Raw genomic sequence first — 21,915 nt, forward strand, 5'->3', positions numbered from 1 at the left:
AATCGCTGGTGGTCGACCGCGAAACTGTCGTCAAGCTGGTGCGCAGTGTGAAGAATCAGGCGCTCGAAGAGAGAGACATGCTCATCAACGCGTTACACCAGATCCAGAACTATTTCGGCAATTACATACCCGTGGAAGCGGCACAACTCGTGGCTGAGGAACTGAACGTGCCCGAATCGAAGGTTTACGAGGTCCTCACGTTCTACACGATGTTTTCAACCAAACCGAGAGGAAAGTACGTCATCAGAGTCTGCGTCAACCTGCCCTGTCACGTGACTGGAGGCAGACAGATCGTTGAAACGTTGAAAGAAACGCTCGGCATCGATTTCGATCAGACCACGAAAGATGGTCTGTTCACGCTGGAGAAAACGAGTTGTCTCGGTCTCTGCGGTGTTGCCCCGGTGATCATGGTGAACGACGAATACTACGGTGATCTGACCCCGAAAAAAGTGAAGGAGCTCATCGAGCGGTTGAAGGCCGGGGGTGATGCCAAGTGAAACCCATACTCGTTCTCGTCTCCGTGGATTCCAACAGCGTTCTGCTCGGTGCGAAGCAATTCGTCAACTACCTTAAGGAAGCCATAGAGAAGTACAACCTGAAAGACACGGTCGATGTTCTCGAAACTGGCAGCATGGGCGTATACACGCAGGGTGTTGTCATGGCGGTGTTTCCGGACGATGTGTACTATTCCGTGCGCTCGATCGAGGACGTTGAGAAGATCGTTTCGGAACATCTTTTGAAAGGGAGGCCCGTGCTGTCTCTCGAAATTCCGAGAGAGCGTTTGAAACTCATCGTCGAGAGGGAGAAAGTCACAGAAGAAGTGCGCATCGTTCTGAGAAACGTCGGAGTGATAGATCCAAGGAGTATAGATCAGTACATCGCGAGGGATGGTTACTTCGCACTCCACAAGGCTCTGTTTGAAATGACACCAGAGCAGGTCATTCAAACGATAAAGGAATCCGGCTTGAGGGGTAGAGGTGGCGCAGGCTTTCCAACAGGTTTGAAGTGGGAGTTCACAGCGAAGGCGAAGGCTGATCAGAAATACGTGGTGTGCAACGCCGACGAAGGTGAACCCGGTACGTTCAAAGACAGGTTGATCATGGAAGGAGATCCCCATTCGGTCATAGAAGCGATGGTGATCTGTGGCTACGCGGTGGGTGCGAACAAAGGTTACATCTACATAAGAGGAGAGTACTACGGTTCGGTGGAAAACGTACAGAAAGCGATCAAGGATGCGTACGAGTACGGTTTTCTGGGAAAGAACATTCTCGGCAGCAATTTCTCGTTCGATCTCACCGTCAGGCTCGGCGCAGGTGCCTACGTCTGTGGTGAGGAGACCGCGTTGCTGGAGTCCATCGAAGGTAAATCCGGCAGGCCAAGGCTCAAACCACCTTACCCACCAACCCATGGCCTGTTCGGCAAGCCAACCGTGATAAACAACGTGGAAACCTTCGCGAACGTACCGCAGATAATCCTGAACGGCGCGAACTGGTTCAAACAGTTCGGTACAAAAGGTTCACCCGGCACGAAGGTCTTCTCCCTCGTTGGCAACGTCGTGAGGAGAGGTATCGTCGAAGTGCCGATGGGCGTAACCGTCAGAGAATTGATATACAAGTTCGGCGGAGGACTCGCCGGTGGAAAGCAGCTGTACATGGTCCAGACTGGTGGGACAGCCGGCACCTTCATAGGTATCGATAAGCTCGATGTTCCAATCGATTACGATTCGTTCAGAGATCACGGTGTATCCATCGGTTCTGGAGTGATACTCGCCATGGATGAAGACGTGTGCCCTGTCGATGTTGCCCTCAACACGATGGAGTTCTTCGAACACGAATCTTGCGGTAAATGCACACCGTGCCGTGAGGGTACAAGGCTCGCTGTGGAGATCCTGAGGAGAATGAGCAAAGGTCAGGGAAAGAAAGAGGATCTCGATACGCTCAGACAGATCGCCATCGTCACCCAGGAAGCCTCGCTGTGTGGTCTTGGTCAGAGCATAAACGTCCCGTTGCTCTCGATACTGGACAACTTCAGAGAAGACTTTCTTGCCCACATAGGTGCCACGAGCTGCCCAAGAGGAGTTTGCAGGTTCGAAAAACCCAAAGTTAAGACGAAGGTGTAACGCTGTGCTCGGCCTCCTGGCCGAGCACGTTCTCCACCGCCATTGTTTCCCGGAAGGATTTGCTCAGATCGTAAACGTATTTCCCGCCCTTCTTCTTCCGTGTTATGACTCCCGCTTTGTGTAGAGCTCTCACCAGGTGGGACGATTCTTTGCCCCTGATCTCGTTGAGTGCCGCCAACGTCAAAGGACCGTTGAGGAGGATCGCCGCGACGATCTCCAACTGACTCGAGGTGAGTTTAACGGTCCTCAAACTCGTGGCTTTCACGACGAGCTGGGCGTACTCGGGTTTGGTGTAGAACCTGTAAACGTCACCGAGCTTTTTGAGTTCTACACCGTGTTCTTCCCTGAGATAGTCCTTCTCGATCTCTTCAACAATTTGCAGGAGTTCCTCTTCATTCACTTCCAGCAACCTTGAAAGCCTCTTCAGAGTCATCCCACGGCTCGCAAAGAGCAACGCTTCAACCGCCGCCCTGAGGTTCAATCGGCTCGTACCTCCTCAGCAGAAAAATACCGTTTTGATTCACCAGTTCGGCTCTTCTCAAATGTACGAGTTCCAGGATCGCAAGGAAGCGAACGATCAGCTCGTATTTGCTGCCGGCATCTTTCAAAAGTTCGTAGATGTCCAGCTCGTTTCCATCGTTCAGCAGTCTCAATATCTCGCTCATCTCCTGATCGACCGTGGTGGGAAGCCTTTTGATCCTGAGCGCCGAAGCTCTTATGTTCAGCTCTTGTAACAGTGCTTTGAGTATGTTCATTAGTTTCTCCTGCTGGACGTACGGCACCGGTGTCACACGCACGATCCTGCGGGACAGAAACTTGTCAGCGTTCTTTTCAATCCGATCTGCGAGCTGTTTGACTTGCTCGTACATTTCGATCCGTCTGTAGATGTCTTCTTCCATCGTCTTCAACTGCTGCCTTTCTCTCTCCGAGAGGGAGGGTAACAGGTATCTCGATTTGATCTCCATCAGCTGTGAAGCCATGACGAAGAAGTCCGAGGCTATCTGCAGATCGAGTTTCTTCATTCTTTCAACGTACTCGATGAACTCATCCGCGAGCTGAGATATTGGGATCTGTCGCACATTTATCTTGCGCTTCTTGACCAGGTGCAACAGCAGATCGAGTGGACCTTCGAACTGAGGTAATCTGAATATTAATTCCAAGCGATCACCTCAAAAGAGTAGATTCATTCTACTCCTGACCAGTTCCATCGTGCGCTGTGCGGTGCTCTTCGCTTTGCGGTTTCCCTCCACGATCACGTCCATGGCGAAGCGTGCATCTACTTTCGAGTACCTCTCCCATATGGGTTCTAATTCTCTCAACATGTTTTTCAGAAGCAACTTCTTACAGTCGATGCATCCGATCTTCGCAGTCGTGCATCCATCGAACACCCATTGTTTCTCCTCTTCACTTATTCCGAACGCCCTGTGGTAATCCCAGACGGGGCATTTGTTCGGATCGCCCGGATCGGTTCTGCGTTTCCTCGCCGGATCGGTCACCATCGGTAAAATGCTCTTTTCGAGCTCCTTAGCAGTGTTCTCCAAAGGTATTATGTTGCCGTAACTCTTGCTCATCTTTCGACCGTCTGTTCCGGGAAGCTTCGGCACGATCGACAACACCGCTTGTGGTTCTGGAAAGGTTGGACCGTAGAAGTAATTGAACCTTCTGGCGATCTCTCTCGTCAGCTCGATGTGGTACACTTGATCTTCCCCGACGGGCACGCCTTCGGCCATGTAGATCAGTATGTCGGCCGCCTGGAGCACGGGATAGAGGAGAAAACCGGCGTTCGAAAGGTCCTTCTCGGCAAGCTGCTGCTTCATCTCTTTGTACGTTGGAACTCTCTCCAACCATGGCAAAGGAACGATCATCGAAAACAGTAGAGCCAGTTCGGCGTGCTCTTTGACCCCGGATTGAACGAAGAGAACTGATTTTTGTGGATCCAGACCGCACGCCAAAAACGCTCTCATGACTTCGATCGTGTGCTGCTGGAGCTGCTTCGTGTCATCGTAGGCCGTGGTCAACGCGTGCCAGTCCGCAACGAAGAAGAAGCACTCGTGACCTTCATCCTGAAGCAGTTTCCAGTTTCTCAGGGCACCGACGTAGTTACCGATGTGAGGTTTTCCGGTGGGTCTGACACCGCTCAGAAGCCTCAAGCCTGACCACCTCTCGATGCTGTTCGGGCAACCCGGTTCATCAGTATCGCGGTGGTCACAACACCTACACCACCAGGTACCGGTGTGACGATCGCTTTCTTCTCAACCTCTGGATCAACATCCCCCACAACCTTGTCCCCCACAACGTTGATACCAACATCGATGACGAAAGCACCATCCTTCACCACCTCAGGTTTCAAGAAGGCTGCCCTTCCGACCGCCACGACGATCACGTCCGCCTGGAGCGTCTTCTCTTCCAGATTCCTCGTTTTCGTGTGGCACACGGTGACCGTGGCACTCCTGTCACGCCTCAGCAGCATTATACTCAGCGGTAAACCCACAGTGTTGCTCCTGCCTATTATCACGACGTTCCTTCCTTGTAGGTCCATGTTCCTGCTCAGGATCTCGACAACCGCTGCGGCCGTACAAGGCGCGAAACTCTCTTCGCCGTACATGAGCTTTCCAAGGTTTACGGGGTTCCTCCCCTCGACGTCCTTGTTGGGATCTATGAGCGATGCGATCTCGAATTCATCGATTCCTTTCGGCAGTGGGTGTGCAACGAAGATGCCGTGCACCGTTTCATCTTTCGAAAGTTCCAGAAGCTTCTGCCTCAAAGCTGCGACGTCTTCCAGCACGAACGTCTCGTGATCGATGTTCAAACTTTTCGCTTTCTTCTGCTGGCTTTTGAGGTACGAGATCGTTCCTTCGTCGGGTTCTATCGCCAGACTCACCAATCGGGCACGGTTCTTGCTCGTCAAAGACAGCGTTTCTTCGTCTATGGTCCTCGCTATACTTTTACAGTCGATGTACAAGCTTTCACCACCTCAGAACAGCCCAACGATGTTACCGTTCTCATCGATGTCGATGTTCACAGCGTTCGGCTTCTTTCCAAGGCCCGGCATCAGCATGATGTCTCCAGCCACCGCCACGACGAATCCTGCGCCCGCCGAAAGCAGAAAGTCCCTCACGGTGAACGTGTAATCCTTCGGGGCACCGAGTTTGTCAGGATCGTCTGATATGGAATACTGGGTTTTTGCCACTATCAGAGGTAAATTCCCATAACCGTTCTTTTCGAGCCTCTCGAGCGAAGCTTCTGCCTCCTTCGTGAAAACAACGTTCTTCGCCCTGTAGATCTCTCGCGCGAGTATTTCTATCTTCTCACGCACGGGTTCGGATCCCTTCAGCAGGGGCTCGTACCTCGAATCGTCTGCAACCCGCACGACCTTTTCCGCAAGTTCCACGGCTCCTTCTGAACCCTTCGCGAATACTTCGTTGACCGCCACCGGAACATCCATACCTTCAACGAAGTCCTGCAAAAAGCGCAGCTCTTCCTCGGTATCGGTATCGAACCTGTTTATTGCGACAACCACGGGCACTCTGTACTTCTTCATGTTCTCGATGTGAACTTTCAAATTTTCCACACCTCTTTGTAATGCCTCAACGCTCGGTTTGCTCAGATCCTTGAGATTCATTCCTCCGTGGAACTTCAACGCCCTGACGGTGGCGACGATAACAACAGCTGACGGTCTCAGACCCGCTGTCGGCGCGACGAAATCCAGAAACTTCTCCGCACCGAGATCGGAGCCAAAGCCAGTCTCGGTCACAACGAAATCGCTCAGACCGAGCGCCATTTTCGTAGCGATGATGGAATTGGTACCGTGGGCGATGTTGGCGAACGGTCCACCGTGAACGAACGCGGGCGTGTTCTCACTGGTTTGAACGAGGTTCGGATTGATGGCATCCTTCAGCAGAACCGCGACAGAACCTTGAACCTGCAGGTCCGAAACCTTCACGGGTTTGTTGGTTCTCGTCCAGCCCACCACGATCTCCCCAACACGCTTCTTCAGATCCTGCAAATCCTTCGCAAGACACAGAATGGCCATGATCTCTGAAGCAGCCGTGATGACGAACCTGTCCTGTCTCGGATAACCGTTTGCGTGTCCTCCCAACCCCACCACGATCTCTCTCAGCGCACGGTCGTTCATGTCCACGGTCCTCGGCCACGTGATCTTAGTCACGTCTATATCCAGTTCGTTTCCGAACCTGACGTGTGCATCGATCATCGCAGAGATCAGATTGTGAGCACTCGAGACTGCGTGTATGTCACCTGTGAAATGGAGGTTTATGTCTTCCATCGGCAGCACTTGAGATTTGCCGCCACCGGTTGCCCCGCCCTTTATGCCAAACACTGGCCCGAGGGAGGGTTCTCTCAACGTCACGATGGAGGTGAAACCGAGTCTGTTCAGAGCCATCGACAGTCCTATGCTCGTCGTTGTTTTCCCCTCACCGGCGGGAGTCGGTGTGATGGCGGTGACCACGATCAACTTACCTTTGGGTCGCAGTTCTGAAAGTAGCCTGTGAGACACCTTCGCGATGTAGTTCCCGTACAGCTTCAGATGTTCCATAGGAATCGAGAGTTTGTTGGCTATCTCAATGACAGGCTTCAACTGAACGGTGTTCGAGAGCGTCATGAGTATTCCCCCTTACAAGCGCCACTTTTCTTCTGAAACGTACTGCTTGGCTATTCTGTCAAGAACGCCGTTGACAAACCTGCCGCTGTTTTCAGTGCCGTACTTTTTGGCGAGCTCTATAGCTTCGTCTAAAGTCACCTGTACAGGTACATCTGGTTCGTAGAGCAGTTCGTAAGTTCCCAATCGCAACACGGACCTGTCCACGCACGAGAGACGATCAAAGGTCCAGTTCTCCAAACACGAAGATATCTTTTCATCTATGACGTTCAGGCGTTCGTATATACCTTTGACATATCTTTCGACGTCTCTACGGATCGAATCCGATTTTTCTTTTGCGAGAACTTCTTCAAGGACAGTTTCGATGAGATCGTTTCGAAACTCGTTCTGGAATATCACTTTGAAGACTAACTCCCTCATCCTGCTGCGGCGCGACATTCTTGTCTCACTCCTTGGTCTCTTCCTCCTCTTCCTTCACCAAACTGGTTTCTTCCACATCTTCTATGGTCACATTGACCGAAGTTACCTGCAAGTCTGTCATCCGTTCGATGTCCAACTTCACCTGTTCCATCAGTTTCCGGGCGATTTCGGTGAAAGGTTTCCCGAACGGTACCGAGATCTTCATTGAAACTATGATGTTGTCTTCGGGAGTCCTTTCGATGTCAATCGACTTTTTGAGTTTCTTTTGCTTCTTCTCGTCAGAGAATTCCAGTACGGAGCAAGCACTCCTGAAGGCGATCTCCCTTATCGCGTTGTCAGATATGTCTATCGTTCCGAAACCCTTATCCATGCCCTCACCTCCTTTAAGCCCTCTCCAAGTATTCACCGGTTCTCGTGTCGACTTTGACGAGTTCTCCAGCCTCCACGAAAAACGGTACGGTGATCCTCAGTCCGGTTTCCAAAACTGCCGGTTTCCCACCGCCGGAGACCGTGTCTCCCTTGAAGCTGGGCTCCGTCTCCACGACGCGGAGCACCACCACGTTCGGGAGCTGAATACCTATCGGACTGTTCTCGAGCATCAGCAGATCGACTTCGAGATTTTCTGTCAGGTACCACTTCGCATCGCCGATTTCTTCCTCGCTGAACGCTATCTGTTCGTAATCGTCGAGCGCCATGAAATAGTAATGGTCGCCATCGCTGTACAAATACTGCGCCTTCCTGAACGTCAGGTCCGCCTCCGGGACCCTGTCACCGCTGCTGAACGTCACATCCCTGACGAGCCCGGTCTTGACGTTCTTCAACTTGGTTCTGACAAGCCCACGTCCCATCGCCATGTGATGCTTGTTCACATCGATGACTCTGTAAGGTTCATTCTCGTACATGATGACCATACCTTTCCTCAGATCACCAACTTCTATCAATACCTTCACCTCCACTCATAGAACCTGGAGTTTTCTCTCGAGATGAGTGAGTCTCTCTAAGCAGTCTTCACGAATCACGACATCCTCTTCTATTCTAACACCGAATTTGCCTTCGATGTAGATTCCAGGTTCGATCGTGACTACCGCACCAACTGGCAAGATGGATTCGTTGCTCTGATTCACCCTCGGGGCTTCGTGAACCTCCAAGCCCAGACCGTGTCCCAGTCCATGGCCGAAACACTCACCGAAGCCCTTGTTAACTATGTGAGCGCGTGCGATGGAATCGAGCTCTTTTCCGCTCATCCTTCCATTACCTTTTTCCAGCGCCAGGGTTTGAGCTTCGAGTACTGTGTTGTAGATTTTCAGGAATTCCTCGTCGGGTTTTCCAAGATAGAACGTTCTCGTGATGTCGGCACAGTATCCGTTGTATTTCGCTCCGAAGTCGAAAAGGATAGGTTCGTTCATCCTTATCCTTCTGTCCGAAGCCCTGCCGTGTGGCAGCGCCGTTCTGGGACCTGAGATCACGATGGTTTCGAACGCGATTCCATCGGCACCGAGTTTCTTCATTCGGTACTCGAGCTCAGCCGCGATGTCTTTCTCAGTGACACCGTCTTTCACCAACGGCAGAGTTTGTATGAGTGCCTCCTCACTGATATGAATCGCTCTCTTTATGTTCTCTATTTCCTGTGGTTCTTTCACCATGCGCATCCGCTCTACAATGTGGTCGATGGGTTTATAAACCGCCGGGTATCTCTCGGTGAGTTTGATGTACATCTCATGACTGACTCGTGAGAACTCGAGACCTATCGTTTGTGGTTTCACCGTTTGGAGCACGTTAGTGATGGTGTCGTACACGTTCAGACCACGATGTTCGATCAGCGTGAAAAACGTTTGCTGCTTCGCTTGTTCGAAATACCGCGAGTCGGTGATTATGAACTGATTCTCCTTCGTGATCACGAGAAAGCTCAGAGAGCCGGTGAAGCCGGACAGATACATCGTGGTTGGTCGCGAAGAATACTCGACGTTGCATACGAGCGCAGCATCTATCCCCTCTTTTTCCAGCGCTTCGATGAATTTCTTGACTCTCTCCACTTTCGATCACCTCCATCTTTTCGATTGTACAATATCGAGCGAGGTGAGAAATCTTCATGAGCCGGGTAGAAAAGATCGTCAAAACGATCGTGAATATGTTCCCGCGTGAAAAGTTTTCCTCCGATCCTTTCAGGATACTCATCTGTACCATTCTCAGTCAGCGTACCAGGGACGAAAACACGGAAAAGGCGTGCGCAAAACTCTTCGCGCGTTATTCAAACGCGTACGAACTCGCAAAAGCTGAACCAGAGGACCTTTACGAACTCATCAGAGAGAGTGGTATGTACAAGCAGAAAGCTGAAAGGATCGTACGGGTGGCGAGAACCATCGTTGAGAGATTCGATGGCAAGGTGCCGGACAACCTCGAGGAACTGCTCCAGCTTCCAGGCGTGGGAAGAAAAACTGCGAACATAGTTCTGTACCATGCTTTCGACCAGCCTGCGATAGCCGTGGACACACACGTGCACAGGATCTCGAATCGGTTGGGCCTTGTGAAAAGCAAGAAACCGGAAGAAACAGAGCAACAGCTCATGAAAATCGTTCCGAAGGATCTGTGGGGACCACTGAACGGTTCGATGGTTGAGTTTGGAAGGCGTATTTGTCTCCCGATAAAGCCGAAGTGCGAGGTCTGTCCCGTGAGTGGTGACTGCGAATATTTTTTGCAGAAAAGACGTTGAAAAGTCAAAAAATCCCGCAGTATAATGTGGTCAAACAGAACGCAGGGGGTGGCAACATGAGAAGGTTCCTCGCTTTTTGCCTCGTCGTGATGACACTCGCGGTTGCCCTCGGTCAAAAACAGACCATGGTCGTTTACGCCTACGGTTCGGAAATGATCACGCTGGATCCCAGCACCGAGTTTTCCAATTCCATAATCGTACTGAACAACGTTTACGAAACCCTGACGCGCTACGTTGACGGCAAGCTCCTTCCGCTGCTCGCCACAGAATGGTCTTCCAACGAGAACGGTACTGTGTGGACGTTCAAACTCAGGAAGGGTGTCAAGTTTCATGATGGCACCGAGCTCACATCACAGGCTGTGAAATTTTCCGTTGAAAGAACCATCAGGCTTGCGGGTGGACCTGCTTACATCTGGGACAGTGTTGCGGAAATTGAGACTCCCGATCCGTACACGGTCGTTTTCAAGCTGAAATATCCCGCTAACATCCCGCTCGTGGCTTCGGCTGGCTACGGGGCTTTCATATTCAGTCCGAAAGTGGCTGAGTTGGGAGACGATGAGGCCATCGCAAACTGGTTCAACGCAGGTAACGACGCGGGGACCGGTCCGTACACGATAAGCAAGTACGATCCCAAGACGCAGGTAGTTTTGAGAAAATTCGATGCCTACTGGCAGGGCTGGACCGACAAGAAATTCGATATAGCAGTCATCCAAATAGTCCCCGATCCTTCCCTCAGAATGCAAATGGTCACTGCCGGGAAAATTCACATCACACGAAACCTCATATACGACGATCTGAAGAAACTCGAGAACAACCCGAACGTTTACATTGTCCAAAAACCGAGCTTTCAGGTACTGTATCTGTTCTTCAATACGAAGAAACCGCCTCTGAGCAACCCGAAATTCAGAGCTGCCATCGCCTACGCGATTCCTTATGAAGAGATCATCAACCACGTTCTGTTAGGTTATGGTCTTCAACCCGCCGGTATCATACCCAAAGGAATGTTCGGTTACGCAAGCCATCTACCCGCTCTGTCCCAGGATCTGGACAAGGCGAGAGAACTCCTCAAAGAGTCGGGCATAGATCCCAAGAGCGTGAAACTGGTGCTGACCTATTTGCAGTCTGACGAGGGGGAAAAGAAAGCGTCGGAGCTGATCTGGTCAAGCCTGAAAAAACTGGGCATCGAGGTTGAGTTGCGCCCGATGAACTGGGAACAACAATGGGCCTGGGCGAGGAGCGATCCAACGAAAGCGCAGGATATGTTCATCATGTACTGGTGGCCAACGGTCATGACACCTTACGATTTTCTCTTCAGTATGTTCCATACAGAACAAGAAATACTGTTCAACTTGTCTTATTACTACAACGAGGAAGTCGACAAACTCATGGACGAAGCCGTTGCACTGGAAGGCACCGATCCAAAACGTGCCGAACAGCTCTACAGGATGGTCGAAACGATCCTCCGCAGAGACCTTCCCACCGTTCCACTGTATCAGATCAACGATGTTTACGTTGTTCACAAGTCCGTGAAGGGATTCACGCCGAACCCAGCTTACCCGAATGTCGTGTTCTTCTACGATCTTGAAAATGCGTTGTGAGGTCAGAACAACGTGAACCTCGCACGCTACATTGTCTCGAGGCTGGTTTGGTCGATCTTCGTCGTGCTGGGTGTAATATTCGTGGTCTTCATAGTTTCGAACGTGGTGCCTTCTGATCCAGCGGCACTGTGGGTTGGCCCCAAGGCTACCCACAGCGCCATTCAGATGGCGAGGGAAAAGCTCAAACTCGACGAGCCTCTACTGGTCAGGTTTGGATACTTCTTGAAGGATCTTCTACGATTCGATTTCGGAATATCTATAAGAACGCACAATCCTGTGATTCAGGACATAAGAACCGCCTTGACCGCGACCTTCGAACTTCTCCTCGTCGCGGAATTCCTCGCTGTCGCACTCGGTATACCGTTCGGTGTTTTCGCCGCGGTGAAGAGGAACAAATGGTTCGACAATCTGAGCAGACTGTTCGCCGTCGTCGGAGTGTCTCTGCCGAGCTTCTGGTACGGAATGATTCTTCAGCTTCTATTCTTCAAATGGCTCGGTGTTCTGCCGTTGTCGGACAGGATCGATACGTTCGTTTCGCTGCTCCATCCTTTCCATGAGAGAACAGGATTCTATCTGATCGACACCCTACTCGCCGGAAACTACACCGCCTTCCTCGATGTGATCAAGCATCTCATACTCCCATCGATAACGCTCGCAGCGTATCCAATCGGTTTGATCACCAGGCAGGTGCGATCCATGATGGTCGAAGTCTTGCAAGAGAATTACATAAGAACTGCGTTTGCTTACGCCATTCCAGAGAGAAAAATATATTTCGGGTACGCTCTGAAAAATGCGATAGCACCTGCGATGGTGACAGTTGCGCTCTCCTTTGCGTACACGCTCGTGGGAGCTTTTCTTGTGGAGTTGATATTCAACTGGCCTGGTTTGGGACGATACGCGGCGAATGCCATTCTGAGTATGGATTATCCGGCAATCGTCGGCGTAACGATCGTCACCTCGGTGTGCTACGTCTTCATCAATTTCCTCGTGGACGTGATTCAAGCGAAGATCGATCCCAGGATAAGGTTCTGAGGAGGTATAATTTTGAACCTGAAACTTCTGAAGCTTGCGTTTAAAAATACGTTTGCCAGATTCAGTCTCCTGATCGTTCTGATTTTCGTCACAATGGCTCTGACAGCTCCGTGGATAGTTCCCTACAGGGAGCAGGCGCTCGGTGAACCAAACATGGCTGAACGTCTGCAACCGCCGAGTTGGAGACACCCCTTCGGTACCGACCACATGGGTCGAGACATTCTGAGTCGCGTAATGTATGGTTCAAGGACGTCACTCGTGACAGCGGTCCTGGTCGTGTTCCTGTCAGCGTTGATAGGCGTCCCCATCGGTCTGATCTCGGCTTACTTTGGAGGATTCGTGGACAACATTCTGATGCGTTTCACCGATATCTTTCTCTCCTTTCCACCGCTGTTACTGGCTCTCCTGATCGCCTCTACACTCGGCAAGGGTTTGTTCAACGCCATACTTGCATTGGTGGTGACGTGGTGGCCCTGGTACGCTCGGTTGGTGAGATCTCAGGCACTGTCTATAAAGACTTTTGCGTACGTAGAAGCCGCCAAAGCTGCGGGTGTTTCCAGCGCAAAGATCATGTTCAGGCATATTCTGCCGGGCTGTATCGCTCCACTCGCAGTTCAGTGCACGATGGACATGGGTAGCGCGATACTCGAGGCGGCAGCACTATCGTTCCTCGGTCTCGGTGTTCAACCCCCGAAAGCCGATTGGGGATTGATGATCAGCGAGGGAAAGGCTTACTTTTTGAACTACTGGTGGGTTCCCACGTTTCCAGGATTGTTCGTGCTGTTGCTCGTTGTGTCCTTCAACCTGCTCGGTGACGTACTCAGAGAATTGATAGATCCAAGGTTAAGGAGGAGAATGCTGGTTTGAAAGAACTGGTCAGGTTTGAAAACTATTCTCTGAGTTTCAAAACGCTTTACGGAGAAGTCAGGGCACTGAGGAACGTGTCTCTGACCATCCAGGATGGCGAGATCGTCGCTCTCGTCGGCGAAACTGGCTGTGGTAAAACGGTGACAGGCCTCTCGATCATAGGACTTCTACCGGAAAATGCTGTATACAGTGGTGGGATCTTCTTCAAGGGGATGAAAATCGATCGAGAGACCGTCAGAAGGATACGCGGCAAGGAAGTGGCGGTTGTCTTCCAGGATCCTTCGTCTTCATTGAATCCACTGTACACTGTTGAACAACAACTTCTCGACGTTCTGATGAGCAGATGGAATATGACCAGAAGCGAGGCAAAGGAGAGAATTCCCGAACTGCTCAAGCAGGTTCAGCTCTTCGATGTGGACAGGGTGCTTCGAGCCTATCCACACGAACTTTCTGGAGGGATGAGACAGCGCATCATGATAGCCATGGCACTGGCTTGCGAGCCGAGCTTACTCATAGCAGATGAACCGACCACGGCACTCGATGTCACTGTCCAGCGGCAGATTCTCTATCTGCTCTGGGAATTGCAGCGGGCGAAGAAATTCTCAGTTCTCTTCATCACGCACGATCTCGGTATCGTTGCTCAGCTTGCCGATAGGATCGTGGTGATGTACGCGGGAAGTGTTGTTGAAATTGCACCGAAGAGGTTACTGTTCACGAATCCACTGCATCCATACACGGTTGGTCTGCTGAATTGCGTGCTGGATCCCCGACGGAAAAAGCTTCCAGAGCCTATTCCTGGTTCTTTACCATCGCTCAATGAAATCTCCAGCGAATGTGCTTTCCGGGAGAGATGTGGACACGCGTTCGATGAGTGCAGCATCTCGACACCCAACCTGGTGGAAGCAGAACCGAACCATTTCGTTTCCTGTCACCTTTGGAGGGGACAACGTGGTTGAGGTGAGGAACCTCAAGAAATACTTCGTGCTCCGAGGAAAAGGTCTGTGGGGCAAAAAGATTCTTGTCAGAGCGGTTGATGATGTGACCTTTTCGGTGCAGGATGGTCAGAGTATCGCCATCGTGGGAGAATCGGGCAGTGGCAAAAGCACGCTGATTCGGTGTATCAACGGTCTGGTCAAGCCAACCAGCGGACAAGTCTTCATAGATGGTCAATCCGTCACACTTCTCAAAGGGAGAGAATACAGAGAAAAAGTTGCAAAGAAAATTCAGATGGTCTTTCAAGATCCTGTCACATCTCTGAACCCACGACTCAGGGTTTTTGACATCGTCGTCGAACCCGTACTTGCACAGCGGAGAATGCGCAGATCGCAGCTGATTGATCTTGTCAACGATCTTCTCCAAAAGGTGGGGCTGGATCCCAAACTTTCAGAGAGGTACCCCGGAGAACTCAGTGGCGGTCAATGCCAGAGGGTGGCTATAGCCAGGGCACTCTCCGTGCAACCGAAGATCCTCCTCCTGGACGAACCCACTTCTTCTCTGGATGTCTCGGTACAGGCGCAGATCCTGAGGCTTTTAAACGAGTTGCGGCAGAATTTGCACCTGAGTTACATATTCGTCAGTCACGATCTGGGAGTGGTGCGAAACATTGCAGAAAGGGTCCTGGTCATGTATCTGGGAAAACTGGTTGAAATCGGCCCAACGGAAGAAGTCATGGACCACCCCATGCATCCCTACACAAAACTCCTCATGGAATCTGTATTCTATCCAGACCCGAACGTTGAAATGAGAAAACCCGTCACTCTGAAAGAATCTGACGGATACACCGGTACTGGTTGCAATTTCAAAAACAGATGCGTTCATGCCACTCGGGACTGTGAGGATTACGATATGAGCCTTGTCGAAGTTTCACCAGAAAGGTTCGTATCGTGCATCAGATGGAAGGAGGTAAATTCATGGTCGAACTGACCTTGAACGATGTCGAAACGATCCTTTTTGGCTGTGCGATCTTAGGAACCGGTGGAGGAGGAGATCTACAAAGGGGCCTCGAAACTGTGAGAAGTGCTGTGAGAGACAGAATAATTCTGATGTCAGTCGATGAACTCAGCGACGATGATCTGGTTGCGTGTCCGTATTTCGTCGGATCTGTTTCTCCACGGGATGTGAACGAAACGCAAAGAAGAGTAGGATCACCAGTGCTAGAATCCTTTAAGCTTCTGGAACGCTACATGGGAAAGAAATTCAGTGCCGTTTTCCCAACCGAGCTCGGTGGGGGAAACACAGCGGCTGCTTTCGAAGTCGCCGCGCGTTCGAACGTCCCAGTCCTCGATGCGGATCCTGTTGGAAGAGCGGTTCCCGAGGTTCAGCACACGAGTTTCTACCTGCTCGAAATTCCCATGACACCCTTCACAATCTGCAACTATCTCGGTGACAAGGTGATAGTGGATGAAGTCTGTTGTGACGAACAGGCTGAGGAGATCACCCGAGCCATCGCCGTGGTCAGCGGTGGCAAGGTGGGCGTGACTTCTCATCCATTGAAAGGTTCTGTCGTGAGAAAAAGTATCGTGAAGGGTACGGTGAGTCTCGCCTGGCAGGTTGGAAGGGCGAGGCAGGAGGCTTTGCAGAAAGGGGAGGACCCCGTAAAGGCCATCGCAAGAGTACTCGATGCAAAGATTCTCTTCGAAGGAGTGGCAGACTCCGATGCCGTATGGGAAGATAAAGCTGGTTTCACGTACGGTGACATGTTTTTCACAGGCGTTGGCAATTTTGCGGGCAGAAAATTCAGGATCTGGTTTAAGAATGAAAATCTGATCGCATGGTTGGACGGACAGGTGTGTCTGACATGTCCGGACCTCATCATCGTACTGAGGGCTGAAGATGGTTCACCTGTGCTGAACCCACACCTGAAGAAAAAAGAACACGTGTTCGTACTCGGTGTGGCGGCCAGTGAATTGTGGCGGAGTCAGAGGGCAATAGAGATTTTTGGGCCCAGACATTTCGGTTTCGATTTCGACGCCGTACTTTTGAAGAAGGAGGAAGGCAGATGAGGTTCGACCTGTCCAGGCCCGCAACAAAATTGGTTCGTGAGGTACTGAGGGTGAAAAGCGATGAAGAAGTCGTGATCAGTTACGATACACTTTCACATTTTGCAGTGATAGAAGCGGTTGCAGGTGAGGTTGTTAGAGCCGGTGCAAAGCCGCTCTTGTTGTGTGTGGCAGCTCCGAAGGGAGTGGGCAAGGCCGCAGATCCTGAACTACCTTTGAGATCCCTGAGTGCAGCGCTCCAGAACGCCGATGTCTGGATCGAGTTCAACGAGCGATGGTTGCTGTATTCTTCGGCCTTCGAAACCGCGATCAAGAACCAGAATTTGAGGTACATGTGCTTGGTTGGAATGGACGAAGCGATGTTCGTTCGGACACTGGACATAGACCTCGAGAAGCTGGGCAGGTTCATGAAGACCCTCTCCGAGATTTTGAAGGAAGCCAGAGAAGTTCGGATACAGAACCCATCTGGAACAGATGTGACGTTCAGGAACCATCCTGAACGGCCGATCATCAGCGATCATGGAGACGCCAGTAAACCAGGTATCCACATGCTGCCCGGTCAGATGAGCTGGAGCCCGATCGAAAATTCAATCGACGGCACAATAGTGTTCGACGGCTCGATCGTCCCACCCGTGGGAGTACTGAGAGAACCCGTAGCCCTGACAATCAGGGCAGGTAGAATCGTCGAGATAACGGGCGGCAAGGAGGCTCGGCGTTTCGAAGCCTGGTTGAGATCCTTTGAACATGAGGATATGTTCAAACTCGCACACATCTCGCTCGGTTTGAACCCCGGAGCCGTGCTGAGTGGGAACATTCTGGAGGACGAACGCGTCTGGGGCTGCAGTGAATGGGGCATAGGTTACACGAGCGAGGACCTCGTTCCCGATCGAACAGAGCCCGATCGGGCACCTTCGCACTGCGACGGTGTGTGCCTGAACTCCACGATCGTCGTGGATGGAAGAACCATCTTCAAAGATGGCAACTTGGTGGACGAGGAACTGTTGAAGATCATCAGTTGAAAAGTCAGGATCGTTATCCGATTCATTTTGTTTTCATCGTGTGGTGCGATACAATCTTTTCACGAGGGGGTGACTCAAGGTGAGAAGGTTCGTAATCTTCTTGCTGTTGATCTGCGTCGTCGCTCTGTTTGCGGCGAGACTGACGATCCTGCACATCAACGATACGCACGGTCATGCGTGGCCATGGAACGAAACGAACAATCCAAACATCGGAGGATTCGCCGCGATCGCAACCATTGTGGAAGAGGTAAGAAAAGAGGTAGAATCTGCGGGAGGCCACGTCCTGTTCCTGCACGCTGGGGACATGAACACGGGTGTTCCCGAGTCGGACATGCTCGATGCCGCACCGGACATAGTCGCATTCAACATGATGAGGCTCGATGCGATGGTGCTGGGGAACCACGAGTTCGACAAACCCAAACAAATACTCGCACGACAGATGAAACTCGCCAAGTTCCCGATGCTGAGCGCCAATTTCCACGATCCGGAAGGCGTTGTGAAGCCTGAACCATACATCGTGAAGGACTTTGGAGATGTGAAAGTGGCCATCATTGGTCTAACCACTGAGGAAACTGCGATCCTTGAACCACTGCATCTGAAAGGTGCAACGTTCGCCAACTGCGTCGAAACGGCGAAGAGACTCGTCGAAGAATTGAAGGACAGAGTGGACATCGTAGTGGTTTTGGCGCACCTTGGATGGGAACCCGAAGGGGAAGGAAAGACCACCAGCAAGCAACTCGCTCAACTTGTGAACGGCATCCACGTGATCGTGGATGGTCACAGCCACACGAGGTTCGAAACGGCGCAGGTTGTGAACGGTGTCATCGTTGTACAAGCCTGGGAATGGGGTAAATACGTTGGGAGGCTGGATCTCGAGATCGAGAATGGAAAGATCGTTTCTCACAGCTGGAGGGCGATACCAGTTAACTTGAAAGTGTACAAGGGGAAGGACGAGCAGGGTAAGGACATCTACGAGTTCATCGATAAACCATACGAAGAACATTTCTACGTCAAAACCGTGCTCGACTACTTCAGACAGCTTGGCGATGAGCGACTCAACACGGTGATCGGTAGAACACACGTTTTACTCGACGGAGAACGTGCGAACGTACGTTCTAAGAGCACGAACCTGGCGAACATGATCTGCGATGCCATGATGTGGAAGGTCAACGCCGACGTCGCACTCATGAACGGTGGAGGAATAAGGGCTTCGATAAGACCTGGTGACATCACCGTGAGAGACGTCCTGACAGTTTTACCGTTCGGGAACACGCTCTACGTCTTGAAGATGACCGGAGAACAGTTGATGAAAGTCTTAGAGTACGCCGCGACTGTGAAGGAAGGACAGGGTGCCTTTTTGCAGGTTGGAGGTTTGACGTGGAAAAGCGTCGCTGGCCAGGTCGTTGAGGCCAAGGTGAAAGGCGAACCCATAGACCCCAACAAGGTGTACGTGGTCGTGACGAACAACTACCTCGCCGGTGGCGGTGATGGCTACACCGTGCTCACGAACCTGCCCGGTTACGACACCGGTTTCAGGCTCGACAGTGTGCTCGTAGAGTACATCCAGACGGTGCTCGGAGGAGAGATAAAAGACTACGATTCGTCGCCGAGGTACATAAGGGAATGAACGGAGGGGCCCGGTCAGGGCCCCTCTTCTTTCTATCTTTCCCCCAGGATCGTTCCAGGTATCCTCAATTTTTTCTCGAGCTGTGAAAAGACGTACGCGCTGAGCCACACTATGGAGAGGTAGATCAGCGCTGTGAGCAAATACACTTTGAAGAACTCGAAGTTTCTGCTCGCTATGAATTTCGCCTGCGCCATCATTTCGGGTGCCCCTATGATGTAAGCCATCGAGGTGTATTTGAGCAGGTAAATGAACTCGTTTGTCCATGCGGGAATGACACGCCTTAAAGCTTGTGGTAGGATGATCAACCTCACAGCCTGCCATTTGCTCATACCGATGGAGTAAGCTGCCCTCATCTGTCCCGCTCCGATCGATTGAACCGCACCCCTTATGTATTCGGCTTGGTACGCCGCACTGTTTATTGTGAAGCCTATCAACGCTGCGACCAGCGGTGAGAGTCTTATCCCGTAAACTGGCAGACCGTAGTACAGTATGAAGAGCTGAACGAGCATGGGCGTTCCTCTTATCAATTCTATGAAACCAGCGCAGAGCATGCTCACAAATCTGTTCGCAAAAACTCTTCCCACGCACAACGCTGTGCCGATTAAAAGTCCAGCCCCGGCAGCGAACATGGTGAGATACAACGTAACTACGAGCCCGTTCATCAGCCTCGGCAAAGCTTGCTGTACGATTTGCAAAAAGCTCATCGCGCCTTCTCCCCGTACAGCTCGCTGAGTTTCTTGAGAAACTGTCTCGCACGGTCGGTCTTGGGGTTGGTGAAGAACTCTTCGGGTGTGCCTCGCTCCAGAATCACTCCACCTTCCATGAATATGATCTCGTTCGCCACGCTCCTCGCAAAACCAAGTTCGTGCGTAACCACGACCATCGTCATACCTTCCTTGGCGAGGTCTGTCATCACCGACAAAACTTCACCGATGAGCTCAGGATCGAGTGCCGAGGTGGGTTCGTCGAAGAGTACGAGTGTCGGCCTCATCGCGAGGGCTCTGGCGATAGCGACACGCTGTTTTTGACCACCGGAAAGCTGAGACGGATAATGATTCGCCTTGTCCAGTAATCCGACCTTTCTGAGCTGTTCGAGCGCGATTTCTGTCGCTTCTTCCTTGGAAAGCTTCTGAACCTTCATGGGGCCGATCCTCACGTTGTCGAGCGCGGTCAGATGGTTGAACAGGTTGAAATCTTGAAAAACGAAACCTATCTTCTGCCTCATCTTCTGGGCGTTCTTCGATGTGATCTCCTCGCCTTCGAGAAAAACTCTGCCAGAATCGGGTTCAACGAGGCGGTTTATGCAGGCGAGCAGGGTGCTCTTCCCCGTCCCGCTGGGACCCAGAATGACTACAGTTTGTCCCCTCCTCACCTCGAAGGAAACACCCTTCAGCACTTCGAGAGAACCGAAACGTTTTCTCAGATCCTCTACTTTCAGCACGACGTCATCCACGTCAGTGCAGTACCTCCCTCATCTCGAAACCGGGGATCGTGAGTTTCTTTTCAATCGCGGCAAAAATCTTGTTGGCGGAAACTGTCAAAATGAGATATATCGCCGCGCAGGTCAGAAAGATCAGCGTGGGTTCGTACGTTCTCGCCACGATGTAACTGCCCTGCCTGAGAAGTTCCACCACACCGAGCGCGTAGGCCATCGAAGAATCCTTCAGCACCACCGTGAGTTCGTTGGTCCAGGGAGCGATCGAGAACCTCAGAGCCTGGGGAAAGACGACGTGCCAGAAGGTTTGCATCCTGCTCATACCGAGCGAGTAAGCTGCGAGCGTCTGCCCCTTAGACACGGAAAGTATCGCACCTCTGAAGATCTGTGACTGGTACGCTGAACTCCTTATGGCGAGTCCGAGGACGCAGGCGAGGAACGGTTCGAGCCTGATCCCTATCTCGGGAAGGCCGTAGAAGATGAGCATGAGAAGAACGAGCAAGGGTATACTGCGAAAAGTTTTTTCGTAGATCGAACAGATGAACCTGCTGACTCGTCCGCCGTAAACCTGTAAGAAACTCACAGGCACGGCGATGATGAGTCCAAGCGAGAGGGAAAGTGCGGTCAACCAGACCGTCACGAGCGTTCCTTTAAGCAGGAACGGTAAGGATTCGACGATCAATTTTAACTTCTCTATGCTCTACACTCCCCACGATCTTCAGAAGTATTTATCGATCAACTCGGCCATCTTTCCAGAATCGATGATCTGCTGTAGCGCTCTGTTTATAGCTTCGAGGAGCTCTTTGTTCCCTTTCCTCACCGCGATACCGTATTGTTCTCCCGTCACTATGATACCGACAACCTTGACGGGCTTCGTTGCAGCGAACCTGTTCGCAACGGGTGAGTCGAGTACTATCGCGTCGATGTTTCCGTTCAACAGATCGCTCAGCGCCAGTATGAACGTGTCGTACCTTTTCAGGTTCTTCTCCGGCAGGATACCCTTTCCAACGAGCTCGTCCGTGCACCAGAGATCGCCCGTTGTACCTGTTTGAACCCCGATTCTGTACTTGCCGAACAGCACGGTGATCGTCAGGTTCGAATCAGCCCTGACCACGACGCTCTGGTCCGCAGTCCAGTAAGGTATCGAGAAATCCACAACCTGTTTTCTTTCATCCGTGATCGTCATCGCCGCCGCAGCCACATCGATCTGTCCGGCACGGAGTGCAGGTATGAGCGAATCGAAACTCATGTCCACGAACTTCAACTCGAAGCCGGCGATTTTCGCGATCTCTCTCATCAGATCCATGTCGAATCCGACGAACTGACCGTTCTCGATGTACTCGAAAGGTGGAAAGTCCGCACTGGTCCCGACCGTGATCGTTTTTGAGAACGACAGCGTCACCACGGCGCACAGCACGAGAACAAACAGTTTGAACTTCACGGATGCCACCTCCCTTGAGATTACATCGAA

The 21,915-nt window shown here is 51.6% G+C and carries 24 protein-coding genes; 11 read left to right on the forward strand and 13 right to left on the reverse strand.

What is annotated here, in order from left to right; genetic code table 11:
• Positions 1–8 precede the first annotated feature (8 nt).
• Complete coding sequence (gene nuoE / locus TSP01S_RS06710; RefSeq protein WP_041077341.1) at positions 9–497, forward strand: NADH-quinone oxidoreductase subunit NuoE; 489 nt, start codon at positions 9–11, stop codon at positions 495–497.
• On the forward strand, positions 494–2,119 hold the full coding sequence (gene nuoF, locus TSP01S_RS06715; protein WP_041077342.1) for an NADH-quinone oxidoreductase subunit NuoF: 1,626 nt from the start codon (positions 494–496) through the stop codon (positions 2,117–2,119). Before nuoE ends, nuoF begins: the two co-directional genes overlap by 4 nt.
• On the opposite strand, the gene scpB is transcribed toward nuoF, so the two are convergent.
• Genes scpB through TSP01S_RS06760 form a run of 9 tightly spaced genes read right to left on the reverse strand, consistent with a single transcriptional unit; the run spans position 2,103 to position 9,190 of the window.
• Positions 2,103–2,600: an SMC-Scp complex subunit ScpB gene (gene scpB / locus TSP01S_RS06720; protein ID WP_041077343.1), complete on the reverse strand. Its 498-nt coding sequence runs from the start codon at positions 2,598–2,600 to the stop codon at positions 2,103–2,105. The genes nuoF and scpB overlap by 17 nt on opposite strands.
• Positions 2,578–3,279 carry a segregation and condensation protein A gene (locus TSP01S_RS06725; RefSeq protein WP_041077344.1) on the reverse strand — a complete coding sequence of 234 codons (702 nt, stop codon included), beginning with the start codon at positions 3,277–3,279 and terminating at the stop codon, positions 2,578–2,580. The genes scpB and TSP01S_RS06725 overlap by 23 nt, the downstream gene beginning before the upstream one ends.
• A gap of 9 nt (positions 3,280–3,288) precedes the next feature.
• The gene (trpS, locus tag TSP01S_RS06730; protein WP_041077345.1) at positions 3,289–4,269 is read right to left on the reverse strand and encodes a tryptophan--tRNA ligase; all 981 of its coding nucleotides are present in this window, start codon (positions 4,267–4,269) and stop codon (positions 3,289–3,291) included.
• A complete protein-coding gene (locus TSP01S_RS06735) occupies positions 4,266–5,081 on the reverse strand; it encodes a bifunctional 5,10-methylenetetrahydrofolate dehydrogenase/5,10-methenyltetrahydrofolate cyclohydrolase (RefSeq protein ID WP_041077346.1) in 816 nt (271 codons plus the stop codon). The genes trpS and TSP01S_RS06735 overlap by 4 nt, the downstream gene beginning before the upstream one ends.
• Before the next feature lie 12 nt (positions 5,082–5,093).
• Positions 5,094–6,740: a formate--tetrahydrofolate ligase gene (locus TSP01S_RS06740; protein ID WP_041077347.1), complete on the reverse strand. Its 1,647-nt coding sequence runs from the start codon at positions 6,738–6,740 to the stop codon at positions 5,094–5,096.
• A 12-nt stretch (positions 6,741–6,752) separates the two neighbouring features.
• Positions 6,753–7,175 carry a transcription antitermination factor NusB gene (gene nusB / locus TSP01S_RS06745; RefSeq protein ID WP_041077348.1) on the reverse strand — a complete coding sequence of 141 codons (423 nt, stop codon included), beginning with the start codon at positions 7,173–7,175 and terminating at the stop codon, positions 6,753–6,755.
• Between the two features lie 7 nt (positions 7,176–7,182).
• On the reverse strand, positions 7,183–7,527 hold the full coding sequence (locus TSP01S_RS06750; protein ID WP_041077349.1) for an Asp23/Gls24 family envelope stress response protein: 345 nt from the start codon (positions 7,525–7,527) through the stop codon (positions 7,183–7,185).
• A 13-nt stretch (positions 7,528–7,540) separates the two neighbouring features.
• Positions 7,541–8,098, reverse strand: coding sequence for an elongation factor P (gene efp, locus TSP01S_RS06755; protein ID WP_041077350.1), 558 nt, complete (start codon positions 8,096–8,098; stop codon positions 7,541–7,543).
• Positions 8,099–8,113: 15 nt separating this feature from the next.
• Positions 8,114–9,190 carry a M24 family metallopeptidase gene (locus tag TSP01S_RS06760; RefSeq protein ID WP_041077351.1) on the reverse strand — a complete coding sequence of 359 codons (1,077 nt, stop codon included), beginning with the start codon at positions 9,188–9,190 and terminating at the stop codon, positions 8,114–8,116.
• Positions 9,191–9,246: 56 nt separating this feature from the next.
• Between TSP01S_RS06760 and nth the strand changes: the two genes are divergently transcribed.
• The 9 genes from nth to TSP01S_RS06805 all read left to right on the forward strand — a co-directional run bounded on the left by nth (position 9,247) and on the right by TSP01S_RS06805 (position 19,009).
• A complete protein-coding gene (gene nth, locus TSP01S_RS06765) occupies positions 9,247–9,867 on the forward strand; it encodes an endonuclease III (RefSeq protein ID WP_041077352.1) in 621 nt (206 codons plus the stop codon).
• Positions 9,868–9,923: 56 nt separating this feature from the next.
• Positions 9,924–11,465 carry an ABC transporter substrate-binding protein gene (locus TSP01S_RS06770; RefSeq protein WP_041077353.1) on the forward strand — a complete coding sequence of 514 codons (1,542 nt, stop codon included), beginning with the start codon at positions 9,924–9,926 and terminating at the stop codon, positions 11,463–11,465.
• 12 nt (positions 11,466–11,477) lie between these two features.
• Complete coding sequence (locus TSP01S_RS06775) at positions 11,478–12,497, forward strand: ABC transporter permease (protein ID WP_041077354.1); 1,020 nt, start codon at positions 11,478–11,480, stop codon at positions 12,495–12,497.
• 12 nt (positions 12,498–12,509) lie between these two features.
• Complete coding sequence (gene nikC / locus TSP01S_RS06780; protein WP_231848532.1) at positions 12,510–13,364, forward strand: nickel transporter permease; 855 nt, start codon at positions 12,510–12,512, stop codon at positions 13,362–13,364.
• Positions 13,361–14,320, forward strand: a complete 960-nt coding sequence (locus TSP01S_RS06785; RefSeq protein ID WP_041077356.1) for an ABC transporter ATP-binding protein — start codon at positions 13,361–13,363, stop codon at positions 14,318–14,320. Before nikC ends, TSP01S_RS06785 begins: the two co-directional genes overlap by 4 nt.
• On the forward strand, positions 14,313–15,287 hold the full coding sequence (locus TSP01S_RS06790; RefSeq protein ID WP_052463535.1) for an oligopeptide/dipeptide ABC transporter ATP-binding protein: 975 nt from the start codon (positions 14,313–14,315) through the stop codon (positions 15,285–15,287). The genes TSP01S_RS06785 and TSP01S_RS06790 overlap by 8 nt, the downstream gene beginning before the upstream one ends.
• Positions 15,275–16,366, forward strand: coding sequence for a DUF917 domain-containing protein (locus tag TSP01S_RS06795; RefSeq protein ID WP_041077357.1), 1,092 nt, complete (start codon positions 15,275–15,277; stop codon positions 16,364–16,366). Before TSP01S_RS06790 ends, TSP01S_RS06795 begins: the two co-directional genes overlap by 13 nt.
• Positions 16,363–17,382, forward strand: coding sequence for an aminopeptidase (locus tag TSP01S_RS06800; protein WP_041077358.1), 1,020 nt, complete (start codon positions 16,363–16,365; stop codon positions 17,380–17,382). The genes TSP01S_RS06795 and TSP01S_RS06800 overlap by 4 nt, the downstream gene beginning before the upstream one ends.
• A 79-nt stretch (positions 17,383–17,461) precedes the next feature.
• Positions 17,462–19,009, forward strand: a complete 1,548-nt coding sequence (locus tag TSP01S_RS06805) for a bifunctional UDP-sugar hydrolase/5'-nucleotidase (RefSeq protein WP_041077359.1) — start codon at positions 17,462–17,464, stop codon at positions 19,007–19,009.
• A gap of 32 nt (positions 19,010–19,041) precedes the next feature.
• On the opposite strand, the gene TSP01S_RS06810 is transcribed toward TSP01S_RS06805, so the two are convergent.
• From TSP01S_RS06810 to TSP01S_RS06825, 4 genes are read right to left on the reverse strand one after another with little or no spacing between them, the layout of a single operon-like run.
• Entirely contained in the window at positions 19,042–19,713 is a 672-nt protein-coding gene (locus TSP01S_RS06810) for an amino acid ABC transporter permease (protein WP_052463536.1), read from the reverse strand.
• Complete coding sequence (locus tag TSP01S_RS06815) at positions 19,710–20,462, reverse strand: amino acid ABC transporter ATP-binding protein (protein WP_041077360.1); 753 nt, start codon at positions 20,460–20,462, stop codon at positions 19,710–19,712. The genes TSP01S_RS06810 and TSP01S_RS06815 overlap by 4 nt, the downstream gene beginning before the upstream one ends.
• Position 20,463: 1 nt before the next feature.
• Entirely contained in the window at positions 20,464–21,126 is a 663-nt protein-coding gene (locus TSP01S_RS06820) for an amino acid ABC transporter permease (RefSeq protein ID WP_231848533.1), read from the reverse strand.
• A gap of 36 nt (positions 21,127–21,162) precedes the next feature.
• Positions 21,163–21,885: a basic amino acid ABC transporter substrate-binding protein gene (locus tag TSP01S_RS06825; RefSeq protein WP_041077362.1), complete on the reverse strand. Its 723-nt coding sequence runs from the start codon at positions 21,883–21,885 to the stop codon at positions 21,163–21,165.
• Positions 21,886–21,915: the final 30 nt, after the last annotated feature.

The sequence above is a fragment of the Thermotoga caldifontis AZM44c09 genome (genome assembly GCF_000828655.1).
Classification (GTDB): domain Bacteria; phylum Thermotogota; class Thermotogae; order Thermotogales; family DSM-5069; genus Pseudothermotoga_A; species Pseudothermotoga_A caldifontis.